This is a genomic window from Aeribacillus sp. SP014 (assembly GCF_054055575.1).
In genome coordinates this window covers 2726987-2753873 of record NZ_JBSRXI010000001.1, presented here as the reverse complement: position 1 = coordinate 2753873, position 26887 = coordinate 2726987, and the positions used below count along the sequence as shown (strand labels likewise).

Sequence of the window (26887 nt, the reverse complement as noted above, 5' to 3'; positions counted from 1 at the left end):
ACGCAAAAAGCTACGGCCGTAACATTTTTGATAATTAATTTTTAACCTTTTTACCGAAAAATAGTAGAACGATGTTTCAATGGAAAGCTATCCTCATTTAAAGTGAAATTCGCGAGACTCCTAAAGGGAAAAAGCGATCAGTGTAAGACAAAAGCTATGAATTATTTCCCTATGAGGAGTCATACATGAGAAATTTATGAAAAATAAAAAGGAAATCGCACTAGTTTATAATAATATTAATAGATATAAGGCTTGTAGATTATCAAAATATTTAATCGGATTAACTGTAAACGGTTACAATTTATTTGAGCTAAAGGTGAAATATATGTCAAACAAAAGATGGACATTAACTTTTTTATTCTTAATTATTTTGTTTCTATATGTTTTTATTCAATTTATATGGACGTCAAAGCAGATGGAAGAGACAGTGGAAGCTCTTGACAAAAGGGTTTCCCTACATGAAGAACCTCCGCATTTTATTCTTATTGCTCAAGAATTCGATAATCCATACTGGCGGAAAGTAGAAAAAGGTGCTCAGGATGCTGCAAAAAAGTTTCAAGTAGAAGTTGAATATGTCGCTCCGTTACGAACAAGTATTGAAGAACAGATTAAGCTATTAGAAAAAGCAATTGCTTCTAAAGTAGATGGAATCATTGTTCAAAGTTTGGATGAAGAAGCATTTACTCCAATCATTAATAAAGCAATATCCAAAAATATTCCAATTATCACAATTGATACAGATGCTAAAGCGAGCCGTCGTCTTTCCTATGTAGGGACAGACAATTTTGCAGCTGGTCAATTGCTTGGGAAAACCGTGGTAGATATGACAACAGGGCAGCATAAAATTGGGGTTATTATTGGGAGTGAATCATCTGACAATCAACAGGAGCGGCTAGATGGTTTTTTGTCAGTTATTAAACAACATCCAAGGTTAGAAGTAGTGGAAGTCCAAGCATCCAATATTTCAAGAATACAAGCGTCCATTCAAGCTGATATTATGTTAAGAAAATATCCCGATATTTCAGTGATGGTTGGGACAAGTGCTTTAGATGCAATTGGTATGACAGTGGCTGTGAAAAATTTGCAACGATCCGATATTCAAATTTTTGGATTTGATGACGTCGAAGAAACATTATTGGCAATAAAAAAAGGAGAGATTACAGCAACCATCATTCAAAAACCATATGAAATGGGTTTTATTGCTGTTCAATTAATGTCCAAGCATTTGCAAGGACAACCTATACCAAACGTATATTTTACTTCAAGCAAAAAAGTAGATGCATCAAACGTACAAATGGAGGTAACACCGTGAATATACGGACAAAATTGTTTATCTTTATTCCATTGCTCGTCATTTTACTCAATACTATAGCATTTTTTATTTTTGATAGTGGAAAAAAAGTTCAAAAGAGCTATGACTTCATGGTCCATCGTATTTACTTATACAAACAAATTTCCAATGAAACTCAAGAAAATCTTCGCTATTTAAGCAGCTATCTCATATATCAAGACAAAGAAAATCTTAACTTGCTAATTAAACATAAAGCTAATTTAGAAGCTCTGCAAAATAATTTAAGCAACAATTCGGCCAGTAATGCTTTAGTAGTTGATAATTACAAAAATATGATCAATACTTTTCTCCAACTGGAAGAAGCTATTTTAACAAACTTAAAAGAAAAAAAATTTCTGGATCAAGCTGATCAATTCAAAGAAATAGAAAGAGTTGCTTCTTTCATTCGGGAGGATAGCCAACAACTAGTAGACATGGAATTGAGTGAATACCAGCCTGTGTATAATAGTATGTTGGCAATTAACGAAAATATGAATAAATGGGGAGGAAGTTTGTTTATTGTAACCACAGCATTAAGTATCGTATTTGCTATCTGGCTGTCTCGAAGTATCGTCATTCCCATTCAGCAGCTTGTTCAAACAGCTAAACAAGTCGCTGCGGGAGACTTAAATACGAACGTGCCGATATACCAGCCAAATGATGAGGTTGGGGTACTAGGAAAAGTGTTTAATCAGATGATTGAAAATTTACGAAAATTAATCTCTAAAAATATGGAAATACTAGAAAAAGAAAAATTAATGAGAGAATTAGAGTTAAAAGCACTTCAAAGTCAAATTAACCCGCACTTTTTATTTAACACATTAAATGTGATCTCAAAGCTTGCATATATTGAAGGAGCTGAAAAAACGAGTGAACTAACCATTTCTACTTCCAATTTATTACGATATAATTTGCGGAAATTAAACGAACCTGTCATGCTGCGTGAAGAAATTGAAAATGCAAAAGAGTATTTTGCCATACAAAAAGCACGATTTCGTGACCGTATTTCATTTCAAATGGAGATTGATAATCATTGTTTAGACCAATCAATACCTGCACTTACGATTCAGCCTTTGCTTGAAAATGCTTTTGTCCACGGGATCGAATCAATGGAATCAGGAGCTGTTATTGAGTTAAGTGTCAAAGAAAAAGAAGGAAGAGTGTTGGTGAAAATTTCGGATAATGGTGTAGGGATGGATGAAAAGATTGTGAAAACAATACTCGAGTCACCATCTTTTTCAATTAAAAAATCAACAGGACATTCAACAGGATTAGGAATGGAAAATGTGTTTCGACGTTTGCGATTATTTTACCAAGTACATGATATCGTGGATATTAAAAGCAAGCAAGGTCGCGGCACCACGATTTTGTTGTCATTACCAAGAGTAAGGGGGGAAAAGATGCATGTATAAACTTCTCATTGCAGATGATGAACCTCTAGAGCGTGAAGGGTTAGAATTGATGATTCAAAAATGTTTGCCCAATCAATTTCAAATTTTTCATGCTGAAAATGGCCGATTGGCGATACAACAGATGGAAAAGCATCAGCCGGAAATTATATTTATGGATTTAAAAATGCCTGGTATTCAAGGACTGGAGGCGATTGAAGAAATAAAAAAACAAAATCCTAAGATTAAAATCATTATATTAACTGCATTTGATTATTTTTCCTATGCAAAAGAAGCCATTGAACTCGGTGTGAATGATTATATTTTAAAACCAGCTAAAAAAGAGAAAATTGTCTCTGTGTTGAAAAAATGTATATCAGAATTAGAAGAAGAATTGTTAAATCGTGAGAAGGAACTGAAAATGAAAGAAAAGCTGGGACACCTTTTTTCAATTAGTGAATCCGAATGTGCCCTAATGATTATGATGGATGCAGTATCAGAAACAGACGTGGATGAATTGCTTTCTCTGTTAAAAATCCCTCACCGAACTAGTGTAGCCTTTGTCATTGAATTTTCCGATATAAAGATGGAAGAGAAACAAGATTTATACCAAATTGTCAAAAGGTATATGAAAAATAAACAAGAGTGTATATGCAGTCCTTTAATCGATCATCGTATGACGATATTTTCGTTTCCTTCCGATCAGGACATGACGAGAAATCAATGGATTACTCTTTCCATGAAATGGTTGAAGGAAATCGAAAAACGAACAAACAAAAAAATTAAAATAGGAATTGGTACTTTGCAAAAGGATATTCAAGGCTTTAAAAAGTCATATCAAGAAGCTCTTCTGGCTGTAACATCTCAACCGTATTTTGGACGGGTAAAACATATTTCAGAAGTAGAGGCTGCACACGATTCAGACAAGAAAGAAAAGAATCGAACTTTACTAAATTCAGAGAATACGAAGGGACTAGATATAGCACTTCAATTTATTTCTGATCATTTTCACGAAGATATTACACTAGAGGAAGTCGCTCAATTGATGAATTTTCATCCACACTATTTTAGTAAACGATTTAAACAGGAAACGGGCCAAACGTTCTCTGATTTTTTAACACACATGCGTATTGAAAAAGCGAAAGAACTGATGAAACAATACCACCTTAACGTAAAAGAAATCTCTTATTATGTTGGTTATAACGATCCTAACTATTTTAGCCGAGTTTTTAAAAAAGTTACAAAAATGACGCCAAAAGAGTATCGAAACCAACTGCAGAAAAATAAATGATAAATTCGATCACTTCTCCTATACGTGCAGGAGGGGTGATCTTTTTTTAGCACTTTTTTGACAAATATTAAAAGAGTCCTATTTTGGTAGTCAGTAAAATTTTTACAGGTGAAAAATGTCCCTTTATAAGTCGAAAAAGTGAAGGAAATAAGAAAGAAATCGTTTTCATATGCGTGATAGGCTTAAAAATGAAAGCGTAAACATTACGAGGGGGGTTTCAAATGAAGAAATGGTGGAAAACTTTATCGATGGCAGCTGCATCACTTGTTTTAGCTTCTGCTTTAACAGGATGCGGCGTTGTTTCATCGGGAGGCGAGGACAAAAGCAGTCAAGCAAAAGAAGATGGCGACAAAATTGTGGTTGGTTTCTCAATGGATACGTTAAAGGAGGAGCGCTGGCAGCGCGATAAAGACCTGTTTGAAGCAAAGGTAAAAGAATTAGGAGCAGAAGTAAAAACGCTTGCGGCTAATGGCGATGATGCCGCTCAATTGAATCAAGCAGAACAATTAATTTCCGAAGGGGTAGATGTGTTAGTTGTTGTACCACATAATGCAGAAGCTACAGCAGCTATTGTTGACAAAGCGCATAAAGAAGGAATTAAGGTTATTTCGTATGACCGCCTGATTAAAAATGCAGATGTAGACTACTATGTATCTTTTGACAATGTTCGAGTTGGGGAAATGCAGGCGAAAGAGATTGTTAAGCAAGCACCGACTGGAAACTATGTATACATCGGTGGTGCCGATACAGATAATAATGCTCACCTATTCCGTGAAGGAGCTATGAATGTGTTAAAACCGCTTGAAGAAAAAGGGGATATTAAGATTGTTTATGATCAGTTCTCAAAGGACTGGAAGCCTGAAGAAGCATTGAAAAATATGGAAAACGCTTTAACAGCAAATAAAAATAATATTCAAGCAGTTATAGCAGCAAATGATGGCACAGCTGGCGGCGCCATTCAAGCATTAGCGGCTCAAGGACTGGCAGGGAAAATCCCTGTGTCTGGTCAAGATGCAGAGCTGGCTGCGCTGCAACGCATCGTGGAAGGAACGCAAACAATGACGGTTTATAAACCAATTCATGCTATTGCCACGAAAGCGGCTGAAATAGCTGTAGCTGTTGCAAAAGGAGAAAAAATCGAAACAGATCAAAAAATACCGAACGGTAAAATCGATGTTCCATCTGTCCTTCTCGATCCTATTGCTGTAACGAAAGAAAATGTTCTAGATACTGTCATTAAAGATGGATTTCACAAATTAGAAGATGTCTATCAAAATGTTCCAAAAGATCAATGGCCAAAACAGAATTAAATGTTATAAAGGCTGACTCTTACAAAAGAGTCAGACCTTTCTCATTCTATCATGCTGCGAATGGGAGGGAAGATGGTTGTATTCGTTAGAGATGGATCAAATAACAAAAGAGTTTCCCGGAGTGAAAGCATTAGACCGTGTAACATTTAAAGTGAAAAAAGGTGAAATTCATGCGCTCTGTGGTGAAAATGGAGCGGGTAAATCGACGTTAATGAAAGTATTAAGTGGATTATATCCAACTGGAACATATTCAGGAGAGATTCGTATAAACGGAACCCCTGTACATTTCCGCAATATTAAAGATGCAGAAAAGGCAGGGATTGCAATTATTCACCAAGAACTTGCACTCGTTAAAGATTTGACAGTTGGAGAGAACATTTTTCTAGGAGCAGAACCGAAAAAATATGGCGTCATCCAATGGGATCAATTGTTTTATGAGTCATCCGAATGGTTAAATGCAGTAGGTTTAAATGTGGCTCCTCAAACGAAAATCTATTCACTTGGCATCGGGCAGCAACAACTTGTGGAAATTGCCAAAGCTTTGTCTAAAAATACGAAGATATTGATTTTAGATGAACCGACAGCTGCTTTAACAGAGAGTGAAGTCGAAATATTAATGGGAATTTTAGAGGAATTAAGAAAAAAAGGGGTAACATGTATTTACATTTCTCACAAAATGCCTGAAGTTTTTCGTTTAGCTGATTCTATAACCGTCTTACGTGATGGAAAATCCATTGCAACTCTATCCAAAGATGAAACAAGTGAGGATGAAATTATTTCTTTAATGGTCGGCAGAGAATTAACGGAACGATATCCGCAAGCTAAACGAACTCCAAAAGAAACGATTCTTGAAGTGAAAAACTATTCTGTCTGGCATCCAGACATGCCAAAAATGAAGGTAAATGATAATATTTCCTTTTCACTTAGAAAAGGAGAAATCCTTGGAATAGCTGGATTAATGGGGTCTGGTAGATCAGAGCTTGCCACAAGTCTTTTTGGAGCATATGAGGGAAAACGGGAAGGCGAGGTATGGATAGAAGGTAAAAAGGTTCACATTCGCAACGTTCAAGATGCTATTAATGAAGGGATAGCATTAGTGACAGAGGATCGAAAACGCTTTGGTCTTGTTTTAAGCATGGATGTGAAAACAAATACCACTCTTGCCAGTTTGAAAAAAATTAGCAAATGGGGCGTTATGAACCATAATGAAGAAATGAAATCAAGCCAACAGTTTGTCCAGAAGTTAAAAACTAAAACGGCATCTCTCGAAACGAAAGTTGGAGCATTATCGGGAGGGAATCAGCAAAAAGTCGTTATTGCCAAATGGTTGATGTCTAAGCCGAAAATTTTAATTTTAGATGAACCTACACGGGGAATTGATGTAGGGGCAAAATATGAGATTTATCAATTAATGAATCAGCTGGTTAATGAAGGAGTCGCAATCATTATGATCTCATCAGAGCTGCCTGAAATACTTGGTATGAGCGATCGAATTCTGGTCATGAACGAAGGCAGATTTGTGAAAGAGCTGACGAAAGAAGAAGCCACACAAGAAAAAATTATGTCAGCAGCAACGGGAGGAGGGAAATAAATGGAATTAAAAGTGACGGCTCAACAAAAGACAAATGTCAAAAAAAAGTCGTTGAAAGATATAATCGGAAAAATTGACGTACGGGCTTATACGATGATTGGTGCCATAGTTGCGATTTGGCTGTTCTTTGGAATTTTGAACGATACATTCTTAACAGCGCGTAACCTTTCAAATTTATTCACTCAAATGTCTGTTACTTCTATTTTAGCGATTGGAATGGTCCTCGTTATTGTTGCCGGACACATTGACTTATCTGTCGGATCCATTGTAGGTCTTACAGGAGGTATTGCTGCCATATTTAGTAACTGGATGGGAATGCCAACGATTGTTGTCATTGTTGTCACGTTAGTTGCTGGTGCAATTGTTGGCCTACTTCAGGGTTGGCTAGTTGCCTATCAGGCAATTCCTGCATTTATTGTCACTTTAGGCGGTATGATGGCATTTCGCGGCATCTTAATGGGAATAACGAAATCAACAACCATTCCTATTTTTGATGCGAATTTTATTGCCCTTGGAAGTGCCTATTTTACAAATATGTTTGGGATTGTGTTGGCCATACTAGCAGTAGTCATTTTGGTTATTTTAACAATAAGAAAACGAAAAACTCGCTTAAATTATGGATTTGAAGTAATGCCTCTTTCATTGGAAATCATGAAAATACTTTTTCTTAGCTCACTCATTGTTTTATTCGTCATCACGATGAACAGCTATAAAGGAATTCCGTTTCCCATTATATTTGTTATCGGTTTGGCAGTCATTTTTTCATTTATTGCGAATAACACAACATTTGGCCGTCATATTTATGCAATTGGCGGAAATTCAGAAGCTGCGCGTTTATCAGGAATTAATATTAAAAGTCGCACGATGATGCTGTTTGTATTTAGCGGATTGTTATCAGCCGTTGCAGCAATTGTGTTAACAGCTCGTCTTTCTTCTGCTACCATTTCGGCTGGCCAGATGTATGAATTAGATGCTATCGCTGCATGTGTCATTGGCGGAACCTCTTTAATGGGCGGATCTGGAACGATTATTGGTGCGATTATAGGGGCCATGGTCATGACATCGCTCGATAATGGAATGTCCCTTATGGGGTTGGACACCTATTGGCAGTACATTGTGAAAGGAAGTATTCTTGTACTAGCAGTCTGGATAGATATTGCAAGCCGTAAAAAAAATAAGTAGTTAAAAATCTGCGGCAAAAGGGCTGAACTTTGGATATCATTCATAGTTTCAGCCCTATTTGTATTGGTAAAAAATGCACCAGTATGCTGTATATAATTATGAAGACTATATCAAACTATGGAAAGCTTGGAATAAACCTCATTTCATTTCCTATCCTTGTGGTCATTTAGGCATCGTATTTCAACGAAGGAAAATCACTAAGGACGGAATGTGATTTATTAAATGTAAAATCACATAAATAAAAAAGCCTATAGGTAATTCTAGAAGCAATTAAGAAGTTCGATAACTAAACTTACCTCTTAAATAAGCCTAATTTTTTTGCTGCTTTTTTCTTCCATTTTTTAAAATGTTGTTGACATGGTTTTTGACCGTTCGGATGGAAATGAACATTTCATCTGCAATTTCACGTATTATCTATGAACTCTAATATTTTTCATTCGGTTGCGTTAGTTGTGATTGGATTTTTTCCATCTTATATTGATTTTCTATCTTTTTAACTTGCAAAATTCTTTGGTCAAGTCCAAATTATTGTGTAAATTCCCCCTATGAACTTTACTTTCTATAATTTGGATGGGGATGTTTAATAAGTCGTTTTTCGGCTTATAGACGCTCTTTTAATGTTTTAGAAATGTTGATAGATTGATATTTTTCAATGAGGATTTGACTTTTTAGACAGCCTCTATTGGATATATTTTTTAACTATCACTTTTTTGATTAATTCTTTCACAAACCGTTTCGTTTATATCTAAATTCGGTAAAAAATAAATTAAGATAGAAATGAAGAATATTTATGAAAGGAGTGAAAAAATGAAGCAATACCATATCATTGTTTCAGGACGTGTGCAAGGAGTGGGGTTTCGATATTTTACGCAATCAAAAGCGGTCGAGCACCAAATTTCCGGTTGGGTTCGAAACAGGATGGACGGAACGGTTGAAATCGTTGCAGAAGGAGAGGAGCAAAATTTACAGAACTTTCTTGCCTCTATTCAAAAAGGTAGTCCTTTTTCAAAAGTTGAAAATATACAATTAACGGAACATGATGAAGTGGAAGGCTTTCAAAAGTTTGATATTCGTTATTAATCATTAAAGCATCAATATGATAAAACACCCCTATTTGTACAAGGGGTGTTTTAATGAGGCAACACTTTTAAATTGAAAAATGTCATTAGATCGGCCACCAATGGAAGCCGTCTTTGGCAAGAAGTTCATCCGCTTCTTTAGGACCCATCGAGCCTGCCTCATAGTTAGGGAAGGCCGCTTTTTTACGGGACCATGCATTTGAAATCGGATCAACATATGCCCATGATAAGGCGACTTCATCCCAGTGGGTAAAGTTCGTGGCATCGCCTTGCATGCAATCATATAGCAATCTTTCATATGCCTCCGGAGTGTTCATGCCGTCGATGCCGTTATTGTTGTAAGAAAGCTTAATTGGTGTAGCCTCTGAGCTTACTCCCGCTTTTTTGGCATTGAGATGAAGCGTAATCCCTTCATCAGGCTGGATATGGATGACAAGCAAGTTTGGAACGCGGTCGCTTTCCTTTTTAAAGTAAAGGTTCATTGGAATATCTTTAAATTCGACAACAATTTTTGTTGATTTTTCTTTCATCCGCTTTCCTGTGCGAATGTAAAAAGGAACGCCTGCCCAACGGTAATTGTCAATCAAAATCTTTCCGGCCACAAACGTTTCTGTATTGGAATCGGGATCTACATTTGCTTCTTCTCGGTAGCCGATAACCTCTTTTCCATTAATTATTCCCTTTGTATATTGGCCTCTTACAAAATAGCTGTCGACTTCATTTTCCTGAATTGGCCGTAAAGCACGAAGCACTTTAATTTTTTCGGAACGAATTTCGTCAGTCGTTAATTTAATTGGCGGTTCCATCGCAAGCAAGGCCACCATCTGCAGCATATGGTTTTGCACCATATCTCTGAGCGCACCGGATGTTTCATAATAGTTGCCCCGGTCTTCCACGCCGAGTGATTCGCTTGAAGTAATTTGAATATTGGAAATAAAACGGTTATTCCATAAATGTTCAAAAAGCGCATTGGCAAATCGAATGACTTCAATATTTTGCACCATTTCTTTTCCTAAATAGTGGTCGATTCGGTAAATTTGCTCTTCATCGAATGCGGCGCGGATTTCATCGTTTAATTTTTGGGCGGAAGCTAGGTCATGGCCGAACGGCTTTTCAATGACAAGTCTTGTCCATCCGTTTGTATCTTTTAAACCGTGCTCTTTTAAATTGTTAGCGATGATTCCGAAAAATTCAGGCGCCATCGCCAAGTAAAAGACTCGGTTCCCTTCCGTTTGATATTTTTCATCCAAGTCGGAAAGTAAGCTTTTTAAGCTGTGATACGAGGACTGGTTCGATACATCAAACGGATGATAATAAAAATGCGAAGTAAAGGATGTTAGATCGCTGTTGACGGAAACTGCATTTTCAACGGAATCTTTAACATTTTCCCTGAACGTTTCGTTCGTCCATGGTCTTCTTGCCACGCCAACGACCGCGAATTCTTCGCTGATCTTACCGCTTTGATATAAACGGTAAATGGATGGGAATAATTTCCGTTTTGCTAAATCTCCTGTTGCTCCGAATATAATGATGATTGCTTTTGGTAACTGGATTGTATTCACTGAACGTACCTCACTTTATCGTTTTGCTATAAATTTTGCTAAAAATATGTACCCGTTCAAATATTTAATTTTAAAGGTAAACGTACTGTAACGCAAATAATATTTGCTGATTTTTCTGCTAAATATTGAATGAATGTATTATAATAACAGATAAAAAGACATTTGGAGGAGCGAACGTTGAATCTTTATTTTTTAGGAACAGGTGCTGGTCTGCCGGCCAAACATCGAAATGTGTCTTCCATTGCGCTTGAATTGCTTGAAGAACGCGGTTCTATTTGGCTGTTTGATTGCGGCGAGGCGACACAGCACCGGATTTTATATACGAACATCAAACCGGCAAAAATTGAAAAAATTTTTATTACGCATTTGCATGGTGATCATATATACGGACTTCCCGGTTTGTTAGGAACAAGATCCTTTCATGGCGCCGAGAGCCCGCTCGTAATTTACGGTCCTCCCGGCATTAAAGAATTTGTGGAACAAACTTTGAAGTTAAGCTTTACTCATCTTAAATATCCGCTTATTACAAAAGAAATATTTGACGATGAAACCGTTTTTGAGGATGATCAATTCATCGTTAAGGTAAAGAAATTGGAGCACGGCATCCCTTCATTCGGTTATCGGATTATAGAGAAGGATCTGCCCGGAACACTTTTAGCGGATCGATTAAAAGAAATTGGAGTAAAACCTGGACCTATATACAAAAAATTAAAAAATGGCGAAACAGTCCAACTTGCTGATGGAAGAGTTTTGAATGGAAAAGATTTTTTAGGTCCTGTCAAAAAAGGACGGATTGTTTCGATTTTGGGTGATACAAGATATTGCAAGCAAAGCGTCGAATTATCAAAGGATGCGGATGTTTTAGTGCATGAGGCGACATTTGCAAAGGATGAAGAGCTTTTGGCCTACAATTATTTTCATTCGACAACAGTTCAAGCAGCGCAAATTGCTTTAGAGGCAAACGCAAAAACGTTATGGCTGACGCATATTAGCTCGCGATATCAAGGCGAAGAGGATTGTCAAATGCTTCTTGCTGAAGCAAGGGCTGTATTTCCAGAAGCAAGCCTTGCCCATGATTTTTTATGTGTCCCAATTCCTAAAAAGTAGAAAATGGTATGGGGATGCCAAAAATGAAACTTTCGCCGCCTTTTTTACATAGAATAAAAGAATCGTCTACAGGCATATTTAGTCCTATAATCGGGCAAAAAAATCGTCGACATGATTCTTGCAGAATCTCTGAACTTTCAAAATTTTTTCGGTTGCGGCAATGAAAGAATTATATGTTGATTCAACACTCACTGTATGCTTTGGAAAATGCAATATGCAAACAAAAGCTGCCTCAAAAGGCTTTTTTGAGACAGCTTCTTCTTTTATACGCGCCATCCGCGTTCATATTGTGTCGGCGATTCAATTTTTGCGTTTAGTTCATTAGCTGCATGGTAAGGCCAATATGGATTTCTCAATAATTCGCGGGCGACAAAAATAAGATCCGCCCGGTTGTTTTTTAAAATCTCTTCCGCCTGCAAAGGTGAAGTAATTAAGCCGACTGCCCCTGTTTTGATGTTTGCTTCCTGTCTGATTTTTTCGCTAAATGGCACTTGGTACCCGGGATAAAACATCTATATTTGCCGGGACAAGCCCTCCTGAGCTGACATCAATCAAATCGACACCATCCTCTTTCAGCCATTTAGCAATTTGTACGTAATCATTTATCGTCGATCCGCCTTCAACATAGTCACTGGCGGAAACACGGACAAACAACGGGCCTTCCCACACTTTCCTTACGGCTTGGATAACCTCTTTTAAAAACAGGTAGCGGTTCTCTAAGCTTCCGCCGTACTCATCATTGCGCTTGTTTGATAGCGGAGATAAAAATTCGTTAATGAGATAACCGTGGGCAGCATGGATTTCGATGATATCAAAGCCTGCGTCCTTAGCTCGTTTTGCTCCTAATTGAAATTTTTCAACCGTTTCTTTTATTTGTTCTTTTGTGAGTTCTTTCGGTGTACGGCTGTTTTGATCAAAAGGAATTGAAGATGGGGCGAATATGTCTCCGCTCACATTTGACTTTCTTCCTGCATGAGCAAGCTGGATGCCTGTTTTCGCTCCGTATGATTTGATTTGCTGCACAAGTTCAGCCAATTTTATAATATGGTCATCTTCCCATATACCGAGGTCCAATTCAGAAATTCTGCCTTCCGGCGCAACAGCTGTTGCTTCAAGAATGATGAGGCCCACCTGTCCAACCGCTCTTGAAATGTAATGTGTGAAATGAAAATCTTCAAGAAATCCTTTTTTATTTGTGGCTGAGTACATGCACATCGGCGACATGACAATTCGATTTTTCAATGTGACATCTTTAATCGTAAATGGAGAAAATAATAATCGGTCTTTCATCTTTTATTCGCCTCCCTAAATATTTCCTTTAAAATTTTAGCAATTATGATTATTTTTGTCATATGATCTGCTTGGTAAATATAAAAAAGGGGTTCAGTATTGCTCGCTGAACCCGAGTCCGATTTCAGATTATTGTTCGTTCACCAGTTTTTCCTCCAAAGCGCTGTTTAATTCTTTTGACCGTTCTACTGCCCGTTTCACACAGCTTATAATAGCTTCATCTACGTGATGATTGTTTAAGACGCTTAAGCCGGCTTCAGTTGTGCCGCCTGGGCTCATTATTTCTTTTCTTAGAGTAGACGGCTCTTTGTCAGACGTTTTTAACATTAATGCTGCCCCATAAAGTGTTTGAACAATGAGGGAGCGTGCCATGGACTTTTCTAAACCGATTTCTTCTGCTGCTTTTTCCATTGCTTCTACTATGTAATAAATATAGGCTGGTCCGCTTCCTGCCAGTCCTGTGACGGCATCGAGCTTGTCTTCTTCAACAATTTCGACTGTTCCGATCAATTGAAACAGTTCAACAGCTGCTGACAGGTCACCATCCGTTGCATATTGTCCTTGTGCCAAGGCGGTTGCTGATTGTCTGATGGTAGCGGACGTATTCGGCATTGCTCGAATGACGGGAATACGTTTGTTGAATAATGTTTCAATTGCTTTCGTTGAAACGCCTGCAAGCATGGAAATAACAAGATGGTTTTCTGTTGCGTATTCGCGGACTGTTTTTACTGCCTCGTCAACGTCCTTTGGCTTCATCGCGAAAAAAATCGTTTTTGTGTTGTCAAACAGATGCTTTTTATCTTTTGTCATCGTGACGCCGTATGTTTTTTGCAGCTCCTCGAGCCGCTTTTCATTGGAACGGTTTGTCACAACGATCTCTTCTCTCCGGCACTTGTTCCCGTTGATCAATCCGGATATAATAGCTTCCGCCATAGATCCTGCTCCGATAAATCCAAACTTGTACATAAAAAGAGACTCCTTCCTGATCGTTTTATATGTTTTGAACTTCTTCCCTATAAACTTAGTTTAAAAGAGAAGAGATTCAGTGGGAAAGGTAGCGAGAAAACGTTTTACTATTCATCTGTTAAGCAACAGAAGCGCATGCTTTGGATGGGCTTGTATGATGAAATGTTTCCCTGCCTTAAATTCTAAAAGCGTTGTAGAATTAATTTTTTATCAGTTCCAACTGCTTGTCAAGTATACTTATGAATTATTCGAATAAAATGACAAATTGATTTATCATGTGTAAAATAAGTTATATTAAAAAATTAAAGGCGGTTTGCAAAAATGTTCAGCAAAGATGCAATTTATAAAATAACGATCCCTATACCTTATCCGATTAAAGATGTGAACGTGTATGTTGTAAAAGGGGACGCATTGACATTAGTGGATGCAGGGATGAAAACGGAGGAAGCGTGGAGAGTTTTTGAACGTAAGCTGAAGGAAATAGGGCTTGTGCCTGAGGATATTGAGCAAGTCATTCTTACCCACCATCATCCTGACCATATCGGTTTGCTCGATTTTTTAGATGGCGATCTTCGTGTTTTGGGCCATCGTTTGCTTGCTCCTTGGCTTTCTCATGATGTGCGTTTTTTTGATCGGCAAAAGGAATTTTTTTTAGAATTATTGAAGCAGTTTGCCGTCCCAGAGTCGTTTGCGTCACACTTAGATCATCTTGATCTTTCCTTATATCCACGCAATCATCCGCTGACCTCCTCCATTCAAGAAGGAGATGAAATAGACGGGATGCCTGGGTTTACGGTCATTGAGACTCCTGGACATGCCCAAAGCCATATCGTTTTGTACAATGAGAAAGACTGCCGAATGATCGGCGGCGATCATTTGCTGAAAACCATTTCCTCCAATCCTGTTCTTGAAATGCCGTATGAAGGAAAAGAGCGTCCAAAACCTCAGCTGCAATATAATGAATCTTTGAAAAAGCTTTTGCATATTCCGATTTCTGTTGTCTTTCCGGGTCATAAAGATGAATTTTTCGATCCTCATCTGTTGATTCGGAACCGTTTAGACAAACAGCATGAACGCGCGCTCACCGTATTAAAGCATTTAGAAAAACAGGAAATGACGGTGTTTGCTCTTTGCAAGCTTCTTTTTCCGTCTGCTTATCAACAAGAGCTTTTATTTGCTATATCAGAAACTGTTGCTCAGCTTGATTATTTAGAACAATATGGAAAAATTAACAAAAGAATAGAAAATGGAGTTTTACTTTTTTCCGTGCAACGAAGAGGTGACAAATAAATGAATTCGCGGCTTAAAGATCGATTGGTAGTTATTACGGGGGCATCGAGCGGGATCGGGGAAAAAATCGCAAGGATCGTTGCAGAAAGCGGTGGACACTTAGTTTTGCTGGCTAGGAGGAAGGATCGTCTCAAGAAACTTTCGGATGAGCTACAAGCCTCTCACTCTATTTCTTGTACATATTACGAACTGGATGTCAGTGACCTTGACGCAGTTTCCGAAGTATTTACGGACATCACAGAGAATTTTGACCGAGTGGATGTTTTAGTCAATAATGCTGGTTTTGGTATTTTTCGAAATGCAGAGGAAGCAACATTCGAAGAGATGCAGCAAATGTTTAAAGTAAATGTGTTCGGATTAATTGCTGCGACAAAGCTGGTTCTTCCGAAGATGCTGGCCCAACGGGAAGGGCATATTATTAATGTCGCCTCTCAGGCTGGCAAAATAGCTACTCCGAAATCAAGCATCTATTCTGCTACAAAACATGCTGTTTTAGGCTTTACGAACAGCTTGCGGATGGAAGTGGCGGACCGCGGGATTTTTGTAACATCTGTCAATCCGGGTCCAATTGAAACGGATTTTTTCAATCTTGCCGATACGTCAGGGGATTATGTGAAAAACGTCCAACGCTGGATGCTTAATCCGGAAGCTGTTGCACAAAAAATCGTGAGCGTGATGCTGACAAATAAACGGGAAATTAATATGCCTGTTTGGATGGAGCTTGGCGGGCTTGTTTATCGTCTCATGCCCTCCCTATTTGAAAAAGTTGCCGGAAATTTGTTTCGGCAAAAATGACCGGGAGCATTATGCAGGAAATGAACAGAAAGCTGAAGGCGGACTTTTCGCTAAAATCTCCGCTCTCACTTCTGAAAAGGCGCGTCAAGCGTCTTTTTATTTTGATAAAAAATTCAGCTCTTTCACCGATTTGTCTCCAACTTAAATCTTCTAAAAAACGCGGCTGTATTTTGAATAAGCTTTCCAAGCTTAATATCTGTTTTTCGATGCCGTACTTCGTTGTTATGCTCCTTTTGTACCGCGAAAAATGGCGCAAATTCCCATTGAAACCGAACGTATATTCCCATACAATAAAAATAAAATAAAACCGAACATACATTCTCATGAGGGGATGATGGAATGAATTATGAATCGTTTCCAAACCGGCATATATTATGCATCGATATGAAAAGCTTTTATGCGAGCTGTGCGGCGGTCATACTTGGGCTTGATCCTTTAACAGCCCACATTGCTATCGTTGGGGACAAAGAGCGGACAGGAAGCATTGTATTGGCCGCTTCACCAAAACTGAAGGAAGATTTCGGAATTCAAACCGGATCCCGCTTATTTCAAATTCCAAACGACCCCCGCATCCGCCTCATCACTCCGAAAATGGCGACGTATTTACGGATTTCTGCTGAAATTACTCGGCTGCTGAACCGCTATGTTCCGAAAGAAAACATCCATGTTTACAGCGTAGATGAATGTTTTATTACTGCAGATGGAACAGAAAGACTTTGGGGGGATGCGCATAGTCTGGCCGAAAAAATTGTGGAAGATTTACGAAATGAATTTTCTCTCCCATGTGCGGTCGGGATCGGTCCAAACATATTGATGGCGAAGCTTTGTCTAGATTTGGAGGCGAAAAAGAAAGGTATAGCGGAATGGACGTATGATGATGTCAAAACGAAGCTGTGGAGCATCAAGCCGTTGCGTAAGATGTGGGGGATTGGGGCAAGACTTGAAAAAACGTTAAATCGAATGGGAATTTTTACAGTCGGTCAGCTCGCAAATTATCCGTTAGAGCTCCTTGAAAAGAAGTTCGGCGTCATGGGGAATCAGCTTTATTACCACGCATGGGGAATAGATCTTTCCGACATAGGCTCTCCGATTATGCTGGGGCAAATCAGTTTTGGAAAAAATCAAATATTGCTTCGCGACTATCCGGACCCCGAAGAGGTGAAATGCGTCATCTTAGAAATGTGCGAGGAAGTGGCAAAAAGAGCGAGGGAACACCGGATGGCGGGGAGAACAATCAGCCTTGGAATCGGCTACAGCCAAAAGGAAGGCGGAGGAGGATTTTACCGTTCAAAAACGATGGATGTCTCAACAAATATTACGATGGATCTTTATCGAGCCTGCCTTTTGCTGTTTGATCGTTTTTATGAGGGGAAGACAGTCAGAAAAATTTCCATCTCTCTTTCCAACGTGGAAAAAGACAGCGGCATGCAGCTTGATTTGTTTAGGCCGAACCGCATAAAAGAGCATCGTTTAGGATATGTAATGGATGCGATTCGGAACAAGCACGGCTCCAATGCACTGCTGCGCGCTGTTTCGTATACGAAGGCAGGAACGAGTCTTCACCGCAACAAGCTGATCGGCGGGCATTATGCGTAACGAATATGAAGAAAAGAAAGCAAAGGATGGGATAAACAATGATTCAGGATCGTGGAAGCATAAAATGGACAGCTATGATGCTGCCCGAGCATGTGAAATTACTAAGGAAATACAATGAAAGTTTAGATAAAGTCGAAAAACCGGTTTTAGATGAACAAAAATATGAAGAATTTAATGAAGTTATCTGTGAGGCTATGGAAGAGAACATTACTCTACAATTCACCTATTATCAAAAAGGTGAAATAAAGAAGCTTGTCGGCAATATTCATTATATCGATCAGCTAAAAAGAGAATTACGAATTGTTGATTACTTGACTAAAAAACATGTTTTAAAATTAGGAGATATTATTGAAATTGAGCAATACTAAGAAAACAGCATTAGAAATACAAATTTAATAGGGGTAGCGTAAGGTCAGGAAAATGCAGATTTACAACGCTTAGAAAATGACGATAATTAACAGCCCAATTTCTAAAAATTTGAGAAATTGGGCTTTTTGCTACTCTACCATCGGTGTCCTATAATGGAATAACTAAAACATGATCTCAATCTTAAAATCAATTAATTTTTCTTTCACTAAAAAAGCACCCGTTAGTAAATAAGTGACATTCACGGTTAACTAAAAACAATTAAGTTTCACTCTGCCACTATAGGGTCATTTTCTGGAATAAGTAAGAGAATTATTTTCTTAGCTCCTGTAATAATTTACACTTATTAAAAAAAGCTTTGACATTAGCTGTGTCAGGGCGTCCACAACAAGAGTATTGGGGCATGAAGAAAAAGCGTTTTTGTAGCTATCAACTTCTTTAAAGCCTCTCAGAAGCCCTCACAGGCTTTCTAAGGGCTATCCTATTCTATTTCCGCCAAAAAGTTGAACAGTCTGCTTTATCCTGAATATTAAATTCAATCATTTTCTCCAGCAATTCGTAATTTACCGGCTCATTCCACGGAATTCGAAACAAGCCTTTGGTAGCGCTGTAGCCAGCTTGGGCGATTTCATCGGCAAAATGCATCATTGTTTTTTCTTCAGGTGAAACGCTCAAATGATGCTTCGCTGTGGAAAAGCCGATGATAAATGTGCCGTGATCGGTAAACATTGGCGTATTCCACTTGATTTGCGGTTTCAAATTTGGAAATTTATTAGCAACCCACGCCAAAATTTCCTCTGTTCGGTCGCGGTGGTCGGGGTTATCAATACCTGCTAAATATTTTGCAAAAACTTCCATGTCTTCCTCCTTCGATATTATGCTATTTCCGCCAAAAATTCGAATTCTCAGCCTTATCCTTGATATTAAATTCAATTATTTTCTCAAGCAATTCGTAATTAACTGGTTCAGACCATTGAATTCGGAACAAGCGTGAAGAAGCGCTGTAGCCAGCTTGAACGATTTCATCAGCAAAATGCACCATTGTTTTTTCTTCGGGTAAAATGCTCAAATGATTCTTTGCTGCGGCAAACATAATGATGTATGTGCCGTGATCGGTAAATGTGGGTTTGTTCCACTTGATTTGCGGTTTCAAATTTGGAAATTTATTAGCAACCCACGCCAAAATTTCCTCTGTTCGGTCGCGGTGGTCGGGGTTATCGATACCTGCTAAATATTTTGCAAAAACTTCCATGTTATTTCCTCCTAAAATAAAAATCGTTCAGAGAAGTTCCTCAAACCCATTCGTCGTTAAAACTCCTCACAGAACCGCTCAGAACACGACACCTATTTCCACTATATATTTTACAACCTGAATAGTCAAAATGGCTTAAAATGCAAATTAGTTTTGAAATTTTCCATCCGAATGTAGAGTTAAAAAAAGGTTCGACCATTTAAAGCAAAACTTGATTATTTATAATAAAGATTGATAAAACCATGATATTGTGAAACAATTTACTTAAACTGAAGGAAAGGATACAGCACCAAATTAAATGAATATTAGTTTAATTTATGCTGTATCTTTTCGCTAGTCAACTACACGAGCCGTAGCAATTCAATGACCGAATTGTTACGGTAATCAGTTTAATGATTTAAGGATGGCTGATAACTTGAAAACAAATGCTAGGTATCAAACTTGGATTCGAATGAATAAACTACTAATTTTTTTGCTTTTTTCACTTTTATTCATTTTGTTGACATTCTTACCTATTAATTTATATCTGCGAGTTTTGTCAGGTATTATAGCGTTACCATTAATTTATATTACATTTATCCTTTCTTATTCTTATTACCAATTCGCAGCATTTGGGGGAAATTATCAGTCAAAAATACATGACTTAATTGTTGCCAAGGTGAATTGGGATGGGCGAGGAAAAATACTGGATATAGGAACAGGCAGCGGTTCACTGATTATAAAACTTGCAAAGGCTTTTCCTGAGTCCCTATTAACTGGAATTGATTATTGGGGCGACGATTGGGAATATTCGAAAGATCAATGCCAACGAAACGCTGAAATTGAAGGGGTTTCTGATCGAATAAATTTTCTGAAAGCAAGTGCCACAAAACTGCCTTTTAAAAATGATGAATTCGATATAATTGTAAGTTGTCTAACATTTCATGAAGTTAAAGATGAAAGAAATAAAACAGAAGTAATGAAAGAGGCATTAAGAGTGTTAAAACCTGGTGGTGGATTTGTCTTTTTAGATCTGTTTATGGATGAAAAAATATTTGGGGATGAAAAAGAGCTCTTAAATTCCTTAAAGAAACATGGTGTATCTGAATTGAAAAGCTACAAACTCGCTAAAGTAATGAAACTGCCATTGAACAAAAAAGTATTAGGGAATGCAATGATATTGATTGGAAGAAAATAGACGTGTCATAATTTGCTTGTGAAAATAACACTGATTTCTCACAAATAAAAACAACAGCTTTATTCAACTAACCCGGCTAATAGTTTGTCAATATTTCTCTATAAATGTTTAAAAAACGTTAATCGGTTATGTTCATTCTGCTTCAATAAGCGGAGAGAGCTAAAATATGATAGAATGGAGGCAAAATTAAAAAAGGATGATTTTAGCCTATGAACATTTCGTTTACAAACGCAGCGAAAGCAAAACTTAAAGAGATATTGGAAATGAACGAAAACCGCTATATAAAGCTGAAATATGATACAGATGGCTGCGGCTGTGTCATGAGCGGTGTTACTGTTCTTTGGCTTGTGAAAGATCTTGATGAGGATGATATGAAAATTGATACAAATTTTGTCCCGGTGTACGTGGAGCGATCAAAGCTTGTTTTTTTAGATGATGAATTGCAAATCGATTATCACGGGCAAAGACAAATATTCATGCTCAAAAGTCCAATGCAAATTTACAATCCAAGAATGAGCTGCATTGTGAAATGAGGGAACAAAATTGAAGGAACGTCTAGCTTCTTTAAAGAACATTGCTTTAAATAAAACATGGGTGTCCTTTCTCCATGACAATCATCCGTACACCCTTCTGCATTGGTCTGTAGGAGGAATGGGATATGAAAAAAAGGATGTGTGGCTGATTCAAGATGAAATGACGTTTGAAGCGGAAGAGTTTGCCACGATCGATGAAGCAATTGCATGGATGGAAAAAAACATGCAGAATATTCACGATGTATTAGGATAAAAAAGAGCATGCATTGGTCAAAGGAAGGGAAAAAACATGAAAGATGCATGGAATCTCAAAGATCAGATCGGCGAAGAAAAAGCGAAAAAGCTTATAGATATGAAGAAGCAAATTGAAGAAGAAAAGGAGAAATTAAAAAAACTGGAATTGGAGCGTAAAAGAAAAGAGGAACAAAAGCGGGAAAAACAGAAAAGCTTTGCTGAATTGCTCGCAGAAAGCGACTTGAAATGGGAAGATTTTAAATAAAAAGCTGGAAAGGAGGCTGTCCAAAAAGTCAGGGTTCACTGACTTTTTGGAGCCCCTTCATTTTAGGGACTTATCGGATAGACCATTTTTCCTGTCTTGTTTATATCCTCCAGAAGTCTTATGAAGGACTTTTCTTCATTAGGTTCTTCAAAAGTTGTATGACGGACATTCAGCATATACAACTGCTTCTTGTTGGACTTCATTGCCTCTATGAAGGACATTTACAAATTTTATTCGAATTATTTTTGTCCTTCACAGTAGTATTTTTCCCCGATCCTTCATTTTAGGAACTCATCGGACAGCCCCTTAATTCCCAACATTTATTATGCCGCCATGAATTTGTTTAGAAACACTTTCTTTTATAAATGAAAAAGAATTCCCACAAGAGAATAGATAATGACAGTTGAAAATAAGATTGTCATATGAAACAGAGAATAAAGAAACATTGATTTTGCCCATTTCTCTGAATCCATCTTTTTATAGCCGAAAATGCTTAACATAAGCCACAGAACGCTTAAAAGAAGGGCTACTAGCATAAGACCGAGGCTTAAAGGCCCAAAAAGAAAGCTTGCTGCAATTAAAATAATTAAATAAATATTCGTTTGTATATATGCTCTTTTAACACCTTTGACAACTGGGAGCATAGGGACCTTCGCAGCCTTATACTCATCGTGCTTGCGAATAGCTATAGCATAAAAATGAGGCATTTGCCAAATAATTGAAATCACAAACAAACCAAGAATGGCTGGATGTGTCACGTCCGGATGAACAGCAGCCCATCCGATGAGAGGGGGCATTGCTCCAGAAATACTGCCAATTTCCGTATTATAAATTGTTCTTCTCTTGCTCCACATCGTATATGGGACAACATAAAAAAACAAACCTAGAAACCCTAGGAATGCTGCTAGAGGAGTTGTTAATGCAAGAGCTGCAATTCCTAAAATAGACATACAGATTCCAAGCCATAATACTGTTTTAGGCTTTATTGCTCCTGTCACAGTCGGTCTGTTTTTCGTCCTTTCCATGATAGAATCTATATCTCGGTCATATAAGTTGTTAAAAGCTCCAGCTGCACCCATTACGAAAATCGATCCAATCAAAGCAAATAACATTTCCGGCAATTTCTCAAACAGGCTGATCTGATACGTATACAATGCCAATGTCAATCCAGCCAACATCGGAACGAGATTTGATTGAATAATTCCAATTTTACAAGTTTCAGCCAAAATTTGGGGCAAAGTTGGTTTCTGTGTTGTAAGGCTTTCTTCTTTTCGCATTCTTCCCCTCTTCCTTTTTCACTCATGATCTATAAATCTAGGAGGACATTGTTGATAGTTGCGTCCAGCATAATGAGAAATTATAATTTGTATACTGATTAGAATTTATATACTATTTGGTATGTTAATGCTATATGGTATGATTGTCAAGAGAGAGGGAGGATAGCAAATTGGTCAGACGAAGATTAACCCAAGAGGAGCGAAAAAAAGAAACGCGGCAATTACTTTTAGAGTCAGCTGTTGAAATCTTTGCTCGATTCGGCTTTCACGGCGCTTCTGTTGATAAAATTGCAGAACATGCCGGATTTAGCAAAGGGGCGGTATATGCCCATTTTCGTTCCAAAGAAGAGCTCTTTTTAGCTATTTTGGAGCAACAAATGCAATTGCATGTGGACAATATTCTTCAAGTCATAGACGGACAGCATTCGCTTTCACATTTTATCGAAACGATGGATGAATATTTCCTGTCAGTTAGGCAGAAAAATCGAACGTGGAGCATGCTTAACATGGAATTTTTTCTTTATGCGATGCGTGAAGAATCGATACGCCGAAAATGGTCTGACATGATAACGGAAGCGGTACAACAAATTTCCAAGGCGATTGAAAAATTGAAGTCGAAAGAAAATAACGATTCTGCTCTATCTGCGGATGAAATAGCATGGACTATTCTTTCGTTAGAAAACGGTTTAGCGATATTTTATTATATTAGCGAAGACTGTGTGCCTCTTCATTTATATGGAAAAGCACTGCAAAATTTGCTTCGATCCCCTCATTAGAAAATATTCAAGCTTAAACGGATTTCAAAATATATTAGTCCAAAAATTTTTCAAGGTAGGAATGGACGGCGCTGTTCAATGAACCGATACATATAGTTGTAAATCCGGTTTATGTGCTATGAACAATCGTTTAGCCATTGAGATTGCAACACGAACATGCGAATCCCATCCGTTTCGGCAGGAACATCAACTGGATAGATAAATTGAATTTTCAACAGTCATGTGAATCCGAAAATAAATAAGCGGGGATCGTCCCCGCCTGTTTTAATCGCGATGGATTGTATAAAGAGACTGTTTTGTTGCGTTTATAAGCGCTTCGTATTCTTCTTCCAGCAGATCTTTTGCTTTCGCTGCTTGGACATTTTCAAGCAGCTGCTCTTGCTTGCTCGCTCCGGCAATGCAGGAGGCTACAACACGCTGATGAAGAACATATTTTATGGCTGTTTCCGTCCGAGTGCGATCCGGGCATGCTGAATCGATGCTGTGCAAAGCTTCTTTTAATTCATCGAACGTGTAGTCTAAATATCCATTGTTCTTGACGCGCTCAGAGGCTTTTTCGAGCGGGCGCTCTGTCAAGAGGCCTTGAGCCAACGGCCCTCTGGCAATAACAGAAACGTTATGCTCCTGAATCAAAGAAAACCATTCTTCTGGGCGTCGGTCAAGAAGGCTGTATTGCATCATGATTGAAACGATATTGGAGCGTTTCAACCATTCTTTAATAACGTTCGGCCGAATCGAAGAAATGCCGTAGTAGCGGATGACGCCTTCCTGCTTTAACTCTTCGAACGCTTCAATCGTTTCATCGATCGGGTCGTCGATTGTTCCTCCGTGAAGCTGATATAAGTCGATATAATCTGTACCCAGCCGTCTGAGGCTTTCTTTCACTTCTTCCTTTATGTATTTCTTGGATGGATCCCACCACCATCCGTCTTTGCCAACTTCAAACCGATTTCCTACTTTTGTTGCTAAAATGATATCGTTTCGACGCGATTTAAGAGCCCTTCCGACAAATTCTTCATTCAGGCCTTGATCATAAAGATCTGCTGTATCAAAAAAATTAATCCCCAATTCAAGCGCTTGGTCAATCAGCGAACGCGCATGCTTTTCGTCGCGGCCAAGCGACATGCATCCAAGACCGATTTCGCTCACATACAGCTCGGATGTTCCTAATCTGCGCTTTTTCAAAAAGATCACCTCTCTTTTTCTCTTCTAATTTGAAAGTAGTATAAACTTTTTGAAAAAGCAAATGTTTCATATTCATGATGAAGCCATTCATAGACTGTTTTATATCGTTTTGCGGCTTCCTTTAAGCTGTAAGCAATTTCCTTCGACTTTCCGATCATCACGACCCGGTTATAATTCCGATACATGAGCAATCGCTCCGCCTCCTTTTTAATTATGGTAGAATGTATGAAGAATGATTGGATAATAGAACAGGAGTTGAATATATGAACCGTTTAAACGAGGAAACGATTGCGAAGGAAAAAATTTTTTCAGGGAAGATTATTGATGTATATGTGGAAGATGTCCGTCTCCCAAACGGGGAAAATGCGAAACGTGAAGTCGTGAAGCATCCGGGTGCAGTTGCCGTGATCCCTATTACAAATGAAGGGAAAATTGTCATGGTGAGACAATATCGCAAAGCTTTAGAACGCCAGCTTGTGGAAATTCCTGCCGGCAAGCTTGAAAAAGGGGAGTCACCTGAAATCACAGCAAGAAGAGAGTTGGAAGAAGAAACGGGCTATGGATGTGAATCATTAAAACATGTCATTTCGTTTTATACTTCACCGGGCTTTGCTGATGAACTCGTTCATCTTTATTTAGCTGAAGGATTGATAAAGCTGGAAAATAAAGCGAGTTTGGATGAAGACGAGTTTGTCGAGGTGCTGGAAGTAACCCTTGAGGAAGCGAGAAAATTAATAGAAGAAAAAGAAATTTACGATGCAAAAACAGCTTATGCAGTTCAATATTTAACATTAAAACAATTGAGTGAGGAGATATGAACGCTTTTTTCGCAGATTTGCACATTCATATCGGCAGAACAAATACAGGAAAACCGGTAAAGATTACGGGGGCCAAGTCACTGACGCTTGAAAATATTTTTATAGAAGCAGCTGAGAGCAAAGGTATGGATATAATTGGCATCATTGATTGCCATGTCCCCGAAGTAATCAAGGAAATTGAAGATGGCATCAGAAGGGGAAAGTATGAGGAATTAATGGAAGGGGGAGTCCGCTATCAAAATTCGACACTTATTTTAGGTACGGAGCTTGAAATATTTGATGAACATTGCAATGGGCCGATCCATGTTCTATGCTTTATGCCGACTTTAGAAAAGATGAAGGAATTTTCCCATTGGCTCAGCTCCCATTTAAAAAATATTCATTTAAGCTCTCAACGGGTATATGTTGAAGGGAAAAGACTTCAGCATAAAGTGAAGAGCTTGGGCGGATTGTTCATTCCGGCGCATATTTTTACTCCTTTTAAAAGCTTGTACGGAAAAGGGGTTCAGCGAAGCTTGACAGAAGTTTTTGATCAAACACTCATCGATGCGGTCGAGCTCGGTTTGAGCAGCGATACTAACATGGCAAGCCGTATTCGTGAACTAGCTTCCTATCCATTTTTAACGAACTCAGACGCCCATTCATTGCCAAAAATCGGGCGGGAATATCAGAAGTTGTTGTTAAAAGCGCCGACGTTTCAGGAATTGGTGATGGCGATCAAAAAAGAAAACGACAGAAAAATTGAGGCGAATTACGGATTAAACCCGAAACTTGGAAAGTATTACGAAACGTTTTGTGAAGCGTGCCAAAAAACAGTAGGCTTGACAGATGAGGGATGCTGTCAAATATGCGGAGGAGTAAAAATTACAAAAGGTGTAAAACAGCGGGTTGAAGAACTGGGGGATAAAACAAATCATGTGGAGAAAAGGCCCCCTTATATTCATCAAGTCCCGCTAGCTTTTCTGCCTGGCATTGGCCCTAAAACATTAAAAAAATTAAAGCATTATTTTGGAACGGAAATGAATATTTTACACAAAGTTCCGTACGCCGATCTTGTCGAAGTGGTTCCGGAAAAAATCGCCGCTTCCATCATCTCGGCAAGAGAAGGCACCCTTTATGTGCAATCAGGGGGAGGAGGAAAATACGGAAAAGTGGAAGGTGCGTAAATTTTCGCGCCTTTTCTTTTTTTCTAGTAAAAATACGAATATGTACCATCCGTTCTCTCAT

At 38.3% G+C, this 26887-nt stretch carries 27 protein-coding genes and 1 pseudogene; 19 read left to right on the top strand and 9 right to left on the bottom strand.

All coding sequences use genetic code 11. From position 1 onward, the window contains the following. Positions 1-196 precede the first annotated feature (196 nt). From ACVIJU_RS13440 to ACVIJU_RS13415, 6 genes are all read left to right on the top strand, one after another. Positions 197-1312, top strand: coding sequence for a sugar-binding protein (locus ACVIJU_RS13440; RefSeq protein WP_261308723.1), 1116 nt, complete (start codon positions 197-199; stop codon positions 1310-1312). Next, complete coding sequence (locus tag ACVIJU_RS13435) at positions 1309-2742, top strand: sensor histidine kinase (RefSeq protein WP_144596820.1); 1434 nt, start codon at positions 1309-1311, stop codon at positions 2740-2742. The genes ACVIJU_RS13440 and ACVIJU_RS13435 overlap by 4 nt, the downstream gene beginning before the upstream one ends. Further along, a complete protein-coding gene (locus ACVIJU_RS13430; RefSeq protein ID WP_311066304.1) occupies positions 2735-4009 on the top strand; it encodes a response regulator in 1275 nt (424 codons plus the stop codon). The genes ACVIJU_RS13435 and ACVIJU_RS13430 overlap by 8 nt, the downstream gene beginning before the upstream one ends. Before the next feature lie 221 nt (positions 4010-4230). Beyond that, positions 4231-5319, top strand: coding sequence for a D-xylose ABC transporter substrate-binding protein (gene xylF / locus ACVIJU_RS13425; protein WP_063388155.1), 1089 nt, complete (start codon positions 4231-4233; stop codon positions 5317-5319). 91 nt (positions 5320-5410) lie between these two features. Next, entirely contained in the window at positions 5411-6910 is a 1500-nt protein-coding gene (locus ACVIJU_RS13420) for a xylose ABC transporter ATP-binding protein (protein ID WP_066247700.1), read from the top strand. Next, positions 6911-8092 carry a sugar ABC transporter permease gene (locus tag ACVIJU_RS13415; protein ID WP_063388156.1) on the top strand — a complete coding sequence of 394 codons (1182 nt, stop codon included), beginning with the start codon at positions 6911-6913 and terminating at the stop codon, positions 8090-8092. It abuts the gene before it with no gap. Between the two features lie 309 nt (positions 8093-8401). On the opposite strand, the gene ACVIJU_RS13410 is transcribed toward ACVIJU_RS13415, so the two are convergent. Beyond that, positions 8402-8494 carry a hypothetical protein gene (locus ACVIJU_RS13410; protein ID WP_456687949.1) on the bottom strand — a complete coding sequence of 31 codons (93 nt, stop codon included), beginning with the start codon at positions 8492-8494 and terminating at the stop codon, positions 8402-8404. 405 nt (positions 8495-8899) lie between these two features. Between ACVIJU_RS13410 and ACVIJU_RS13405 the strand changes: the two genes are divergently transcribed. After that, positions 8900-9172: an acylphosphatase gene (locus ACVIJU_RS13405; protein WP_066247639.1), complete on the top strand. Its 273-nt coding sequence runs from the start codon at positions 8900-8902 to the stop codon at positions 9170-9172. A gap of 85 nt (positions 9173-9257) precedes the next feature. Here ACVIJU_RS13405 and zwf read toward each other — a convergent pair whose 3' ends face one another. After that, complete coding sequence (zwf, locus tag ACVIJU_RS13400; protein WP_066247642.1) at positions 9258-10733, bottom strand: glucose-6-phosphate dehydrogenase; 1476 nt, start codon at positions 10731-10733, stop codon at positions 9258-9260. A gap of 177 nt (positions 10734-10910) precedes the next feature. Here zwf and rnz point away from each other — a divergent pair, with 177 nt between their 5' ends. Further along, complete coding sequence (rnz, locus tag ACVIJU_RS13395; protein WP_130157788.1) at positions 10911-11840, top strand: ribonuclease Z; 930 nt, start codon at positions 10911-10913, stop codon at positions 11838-11840. Between the two features lie 263 nt (positions 11841-12103). On the opposite strand, the pseudogene namA reads toward rnz, so the two are convergent. Both namA and proC read right to left on the bottom strand, forming a co-directional pair. Beyond that, positions 12104-13130: pseudogene (gene namA, locus ACVIJU_RS13390) on the bottom strand (NADPH dehydrogenase NamA). A gap of 129 nt (positions 13131-13259) precedes the next feature. Further along, positions 13260-14096 carry a pyrroline-5-carboxylate reductase gene (gene proC / locus ACVIJU_RS13385; RefSeq protein WP_063388161.1) on the bottom strand — a complete coding sequence of 279 codons (837 nt, stop codon included), beginning with the start codon at positions 14094-14096 and terminating at the stop codon, positions 13260-13262. Between the two features lie 321 nt (positions 14097-14417). Here proC and ACVIJU_RS13380 point away from each other — a divergent pair, with 321 nt between their 5' ends. From ACVIJU_RS13380 to ACVIJU_RS13365, 4 genes are all read left to right on the top strand, one after another. Beyond that, entirely contained in the window at positions 14418-15386 is a 969-nt protein-coding gene (locus ACVIJU_RS13380) for an MBL fold metallo-hydrolase (protein ID WP_066247647.1), read from the top strand. Next, on the top strand, positions 15387-16181 hold the full coding sequence (locus ACVIJU_RS13375; protein WP_094246172.1) for an SDR family NAD(P)-dependent oxidoreductase: 795 nt from the start codon (positions 15387-15389) through the stop codon (positions 16179-16181). It abuts the gene before it with no gap. A 339-nt stretch (positions 16182-16520) separates the two neighbouring features. After that, a complete protein-coding gene (locus tag ACVIJU_RS13370; protein WP_063388352.1) occupies positions 16521-17777 on the top strand; it encodes a Y-family DNA polymerase in 1257 nt (418 codons plus the stop codon). A 38-nt stretch (positions 17778-17815) separates the two neighbouring features. After that, on the top strand, positions 17816-18145 hold the full coding sequence (locus tag ACVIJU_RS13365) for a YolD-like family protein (RefSeq protein ID WP_066247653.1): 330 nt from the start codon (positions 17816-17818) through the stop codon (positions 18143-18145). Between the two features lie 484 nt (positions 18146-18629). Here ACVIJU_RS13365 and ACVIJU_RS13360 read toward each other — a convergent pair whose 3' ends face one another. After that, positions 18630-19001, bottom strand: coding sequence for an iron chaperone (locus tag ACVIJU_RS13360; RefSeq protein WP_130157796.1), 372 nt, complete (start codon positions 18999-19001; stop codon positions 18630-18632). 22 nt (positions 19002-19023) lie between these two features. Beyond that, on the bottom strand, positions 19024-19395 hold the full coding sequence (locus ACVIJU_RS13355) for an iron chaperone (protein WP_130157798.1): 372 nt from the start codon (positions 19393-19395) through the stop codon (positions 19024-19026). 403 nt (positions 19396-19798) lie between these two features. On the opposite strand from ACVIJU_RS13355, the gene ACVIJU_RS13350 reads away from it, so the two are divergent. From ACVIJU_RS13350 to ACVIJU_RS13335, 4 genes are all read left to right on the top strand, one after another. Continuing rightward, positions 19799-20572 carry a class I SAM-dependent methyltransferase gene (locus ACVIJU_RS13350; RefSeq protein WP_456687677.1) on the top strand — a complete coding sequence of 258 codons (774 nt, stop codon included), beginning with the start codon at positions 19799-19801 and terminating at the stop codon, positions 20570-20572. Positions 20573-20781: 209 nt separating this feature from the next. Next, positions 20782-21105, top strand: coding sequence for an iron-sulfur cluster biosynthesis family protein (locus tag ACVIJU_RS13345; RefSeq protein WP_063388347.1), 324 nt, complete (start codon positions 20782-20784; stop codon positions 21103-21105). A 10-nt stretch (positions 21106-21115) separates the two neighbouring features. Next, the gene (locus tag ACVIJU_RS13340) at positions 21116-21358 is read left to right on the top strand and encodes a DUF2552 family protein (protein WP_063388346.1); all 243 of its coding nucleotides are present in this window, start codon (positions 21116-21118) and stop codon (positions 21356-21358) included. A gap of 36 nt (positions 21359-21394) precedes the next feature. Beyond that, a complete protein-coding gene (locus tag ACVIJU_RS13335) occupies positions 21395-21604 on the top strand; it encodes a DUF3886 domain-containing protein (RefSeq protein WP_130157802.1) in 210 nt (69 codons plus the stop codon). A gap of 359 nt (positions 21605-21963) precedes the next feature. Here the strand turns inward: ACVIJU_RS13335 and cyoE are convergent, their stop codons facing one another. Then, a complete protein-coding gene (gene cyoE / locus ACVIJU_RS13330) occupies positions 21964-22881 on the bottom strand; it encodes a heme o synthase (protein WP_063388344.1) in 918 nt (305 codons plus the stop codon). 170 nt (positions 22882-23051) lie between these two features. Here cyoE and ACVIJU_RS13325 point away from each other — a divergent pair, with 170 nt between their 5' ends. Then, positions 23052-23657 (top strand): TetR/AcrR family transcriptional regulator, encoded by a 606-nt coding sequence (locus ACVIJU_RS13325; RefSeq protein ID WP_094246168.1) that lies wholly within the window; start codon positions 23052-23054, stop codon positions 23655-23657. Positions 23658-23921: 264 nt separating this feature from the next. Here the strand turns inward: ACVIJU_RS13325 and ACVIJU_RS13320 are convergent, their stop codons facing one another. Together ACVIJU_RS13320 and mciZ are read right to left on the bottom strand one after the other, a co-directional pair. Next, complete coding sequence (locus tag ACVIJU_RS13320; protein WP_311066299.1) at positions 23922-24842, bottom strand: aldo/keto reductase; 921 nt, start codon at positions 24840-24842, stop codon at positions 23922-23924. A 5-nt stretch (positions 24843-24847) separates the two neighbouring features. Beyond that, positions 24848-25027 (bottom strand): Z-ring formation inhibitor MciZ, encoded by a 180-nt coding sequence (gene mciZ / locus ACVIJU_RS13315; protein ID WP_456687948.1) that lies wholly within the window; start codon positions 25025-25027, stop codon positions 24848-24850. A 78-nt stretch (positions 25028-25105) separates the two neighbouring features. On the opposite strand from mciZ, the gene ACVIJU_RS13310 reads away from it, so the two are divergent. Both ACVIJU_RS13310 and ACVIJU_RS13305 read left to right on the top strand, forming a co-directional pair. After that, positions 25106-25660: an NUDIX hydrolase gene (locus ACVIJU_RS13310; RefSeq protein WP_063388341.1), complete on the top strand. Its 555-nt coding sequence runs from the start codon at positions 25106-25108 to the stop codon at positions 25658-25660. After that, positions 25657-26826 carry a TIGR00375 family protein gene (locus ACVIJU_RS13305; RefSeq protein ID WP_130157809.1) on the top strand — a complete coding sequence of 390 codons (1170 nt, stop codon included), beginning with the start codon at positions 25657-25659 and terminating at the stop codon, positions 26824-26826. The genes ACVIJU_RS13310 and ACVIJU_RS13305 overlap by 4 nt, the downstream gene beginning before the upstream one ends. Positions 26827-26887: the final 61 nt, after the last annotated feature.

Bases quoted from the DNA above. Each gene is read 5' to 3' on its own strand.
- mciZ (WP_456687948.1), bottom strand. From the start codon at position 25,027: ATGTATCGGAATTATAACCGGGTCGTGATGATCGGAAAGTCGAAGGAA.
- xylF (WP_063388155.1), top strand. From the start codon at position 4,231: ATGAAGAAATGGTGGAAAACTTTATCGATGGCAGCTGCATCACTTGTT.
- ACVIJU_RS13380 (WP_066247647.1), top strand. From the start codon at position 14,418: ATGTTCAGCAAAGATGCAATTTATAAAATAACGATCCCTATACCTTAT.
- proC (WP_063388161.1), bottom strand. From the start codon at position 14,096: ATGTACAAGTTTGGATTTATCGGAGCAGGATCTATGGCGGAAGCTATT.
- ACVIJU_RS13370 (WP_063388352.1), top strand. From the start codon at position 16,521: ATGAATTATGAATCGTTTCCAAACCGGCATATATTATGCATCGATATG.
- ACVIJU_RS13355 (WP_130157798.1), bottom strand. From the start codon at position 19,395: ATGGAAGTTTTTGCAAAATATTTAGCAGGTATCGATAACCCCGACCAC.
- ACVIJU_RS13415 (WP_063388156.1), top strand. From the start codon at position 6,911: ATGGAATTAAAAGTGACGGCTCAACAAAAGACAAATGTCAAAAAAAAG.
- ACVIJU_RS13365 (WP_066247653.1), top strand. From the start codon at position 17,816: ATGATTCAGGATCGTGGAAGCATAAAATGGACAGCTATGATGCTGCCC.
- ACVIJU_RS13440 (WP_261308723.1), top strand. From the start codon at position 197: ATGAAAAATAAAAAGGAAATCGCACTAGTTTATAATAATATTAATAGA.
- ACVIJU_RS13310 (WP_063388341.1), top strand. From the start codon at position 25,106: ATGAACCGTTTAAACGAGGAAACGATTGCGAAGGAAAAAATTTTTTCA.
- ACVIJU_RS13375 (WP_094246172.1), top strand. From the start codon at position 15,387: ATGAATTCGCGGCTTAAAGATCGATTGGTAGTTATTACGGGGGCATCG.
- ACVIJU_RS13360 (WP_130157796.1), bottom strand. From the start codon at position 19,001: ATGGAAGTTTTTGCAAAATATTTAGCAGGTATTGATAACCCCGACCAC.
- ACVIJU_RS13345 (WP_063388347.1), top strand. From the start codon at position 20,782: ATGAACATTTCGTTTACAAACGCAGCGAAAGCAAAACTTAAAGAGATA.
- ACVIJU_RS13305 (WP_130157809.1), top strand. From the start codon at position 25,657: ATGAACGCTTTTTTCGCAGATTTGCACATTCATATCGGCAGAACAAAT.
- ACVIJU_RS13420 (WP_066247700.1), top strand. From the start codon at position 5,411: ATGGATCAAATAACAAAAGAGTTTCCCGGAGTGAAAGCATTAGACCGT.
- ACVIJU_RS13430 (WP_311066304.1), top strand. From the start codon at position 2,735: ATGTATAAACTTCTCATTGCAGATGATGAACCTCTAGAGCGTGAAGGG.
- ACVIJU_RS13335 (WP_130157802.1), top strand. From the start codon at position 21,395: ATGAAAGATGCATGGAATCTCAAAGATCAGATCGGCGAAGAAAAAGCG.
- ACVIJU_RS13350 (WP_456687677.1), top strand. From the start codon at position 19,799: ATGGCTGATAACTTGAAAACAAATGCTAGGTATCAAACTTGGATTCGA.
- cyoE (WP_063388344.1), bottom strand. From the start codon at position 22,881: ATGCGAAAAGAAGAAAGCCTTACAACACAGAAACCAACTTTGCCCCAA.
- ACVIJU_RS13405 (WP_066247639.1), top strand. From the start codon at position 8,900: ATGAAGCAATACCATATCATTGTTTCAGGACGTGTGCAAGGAGTGGGG.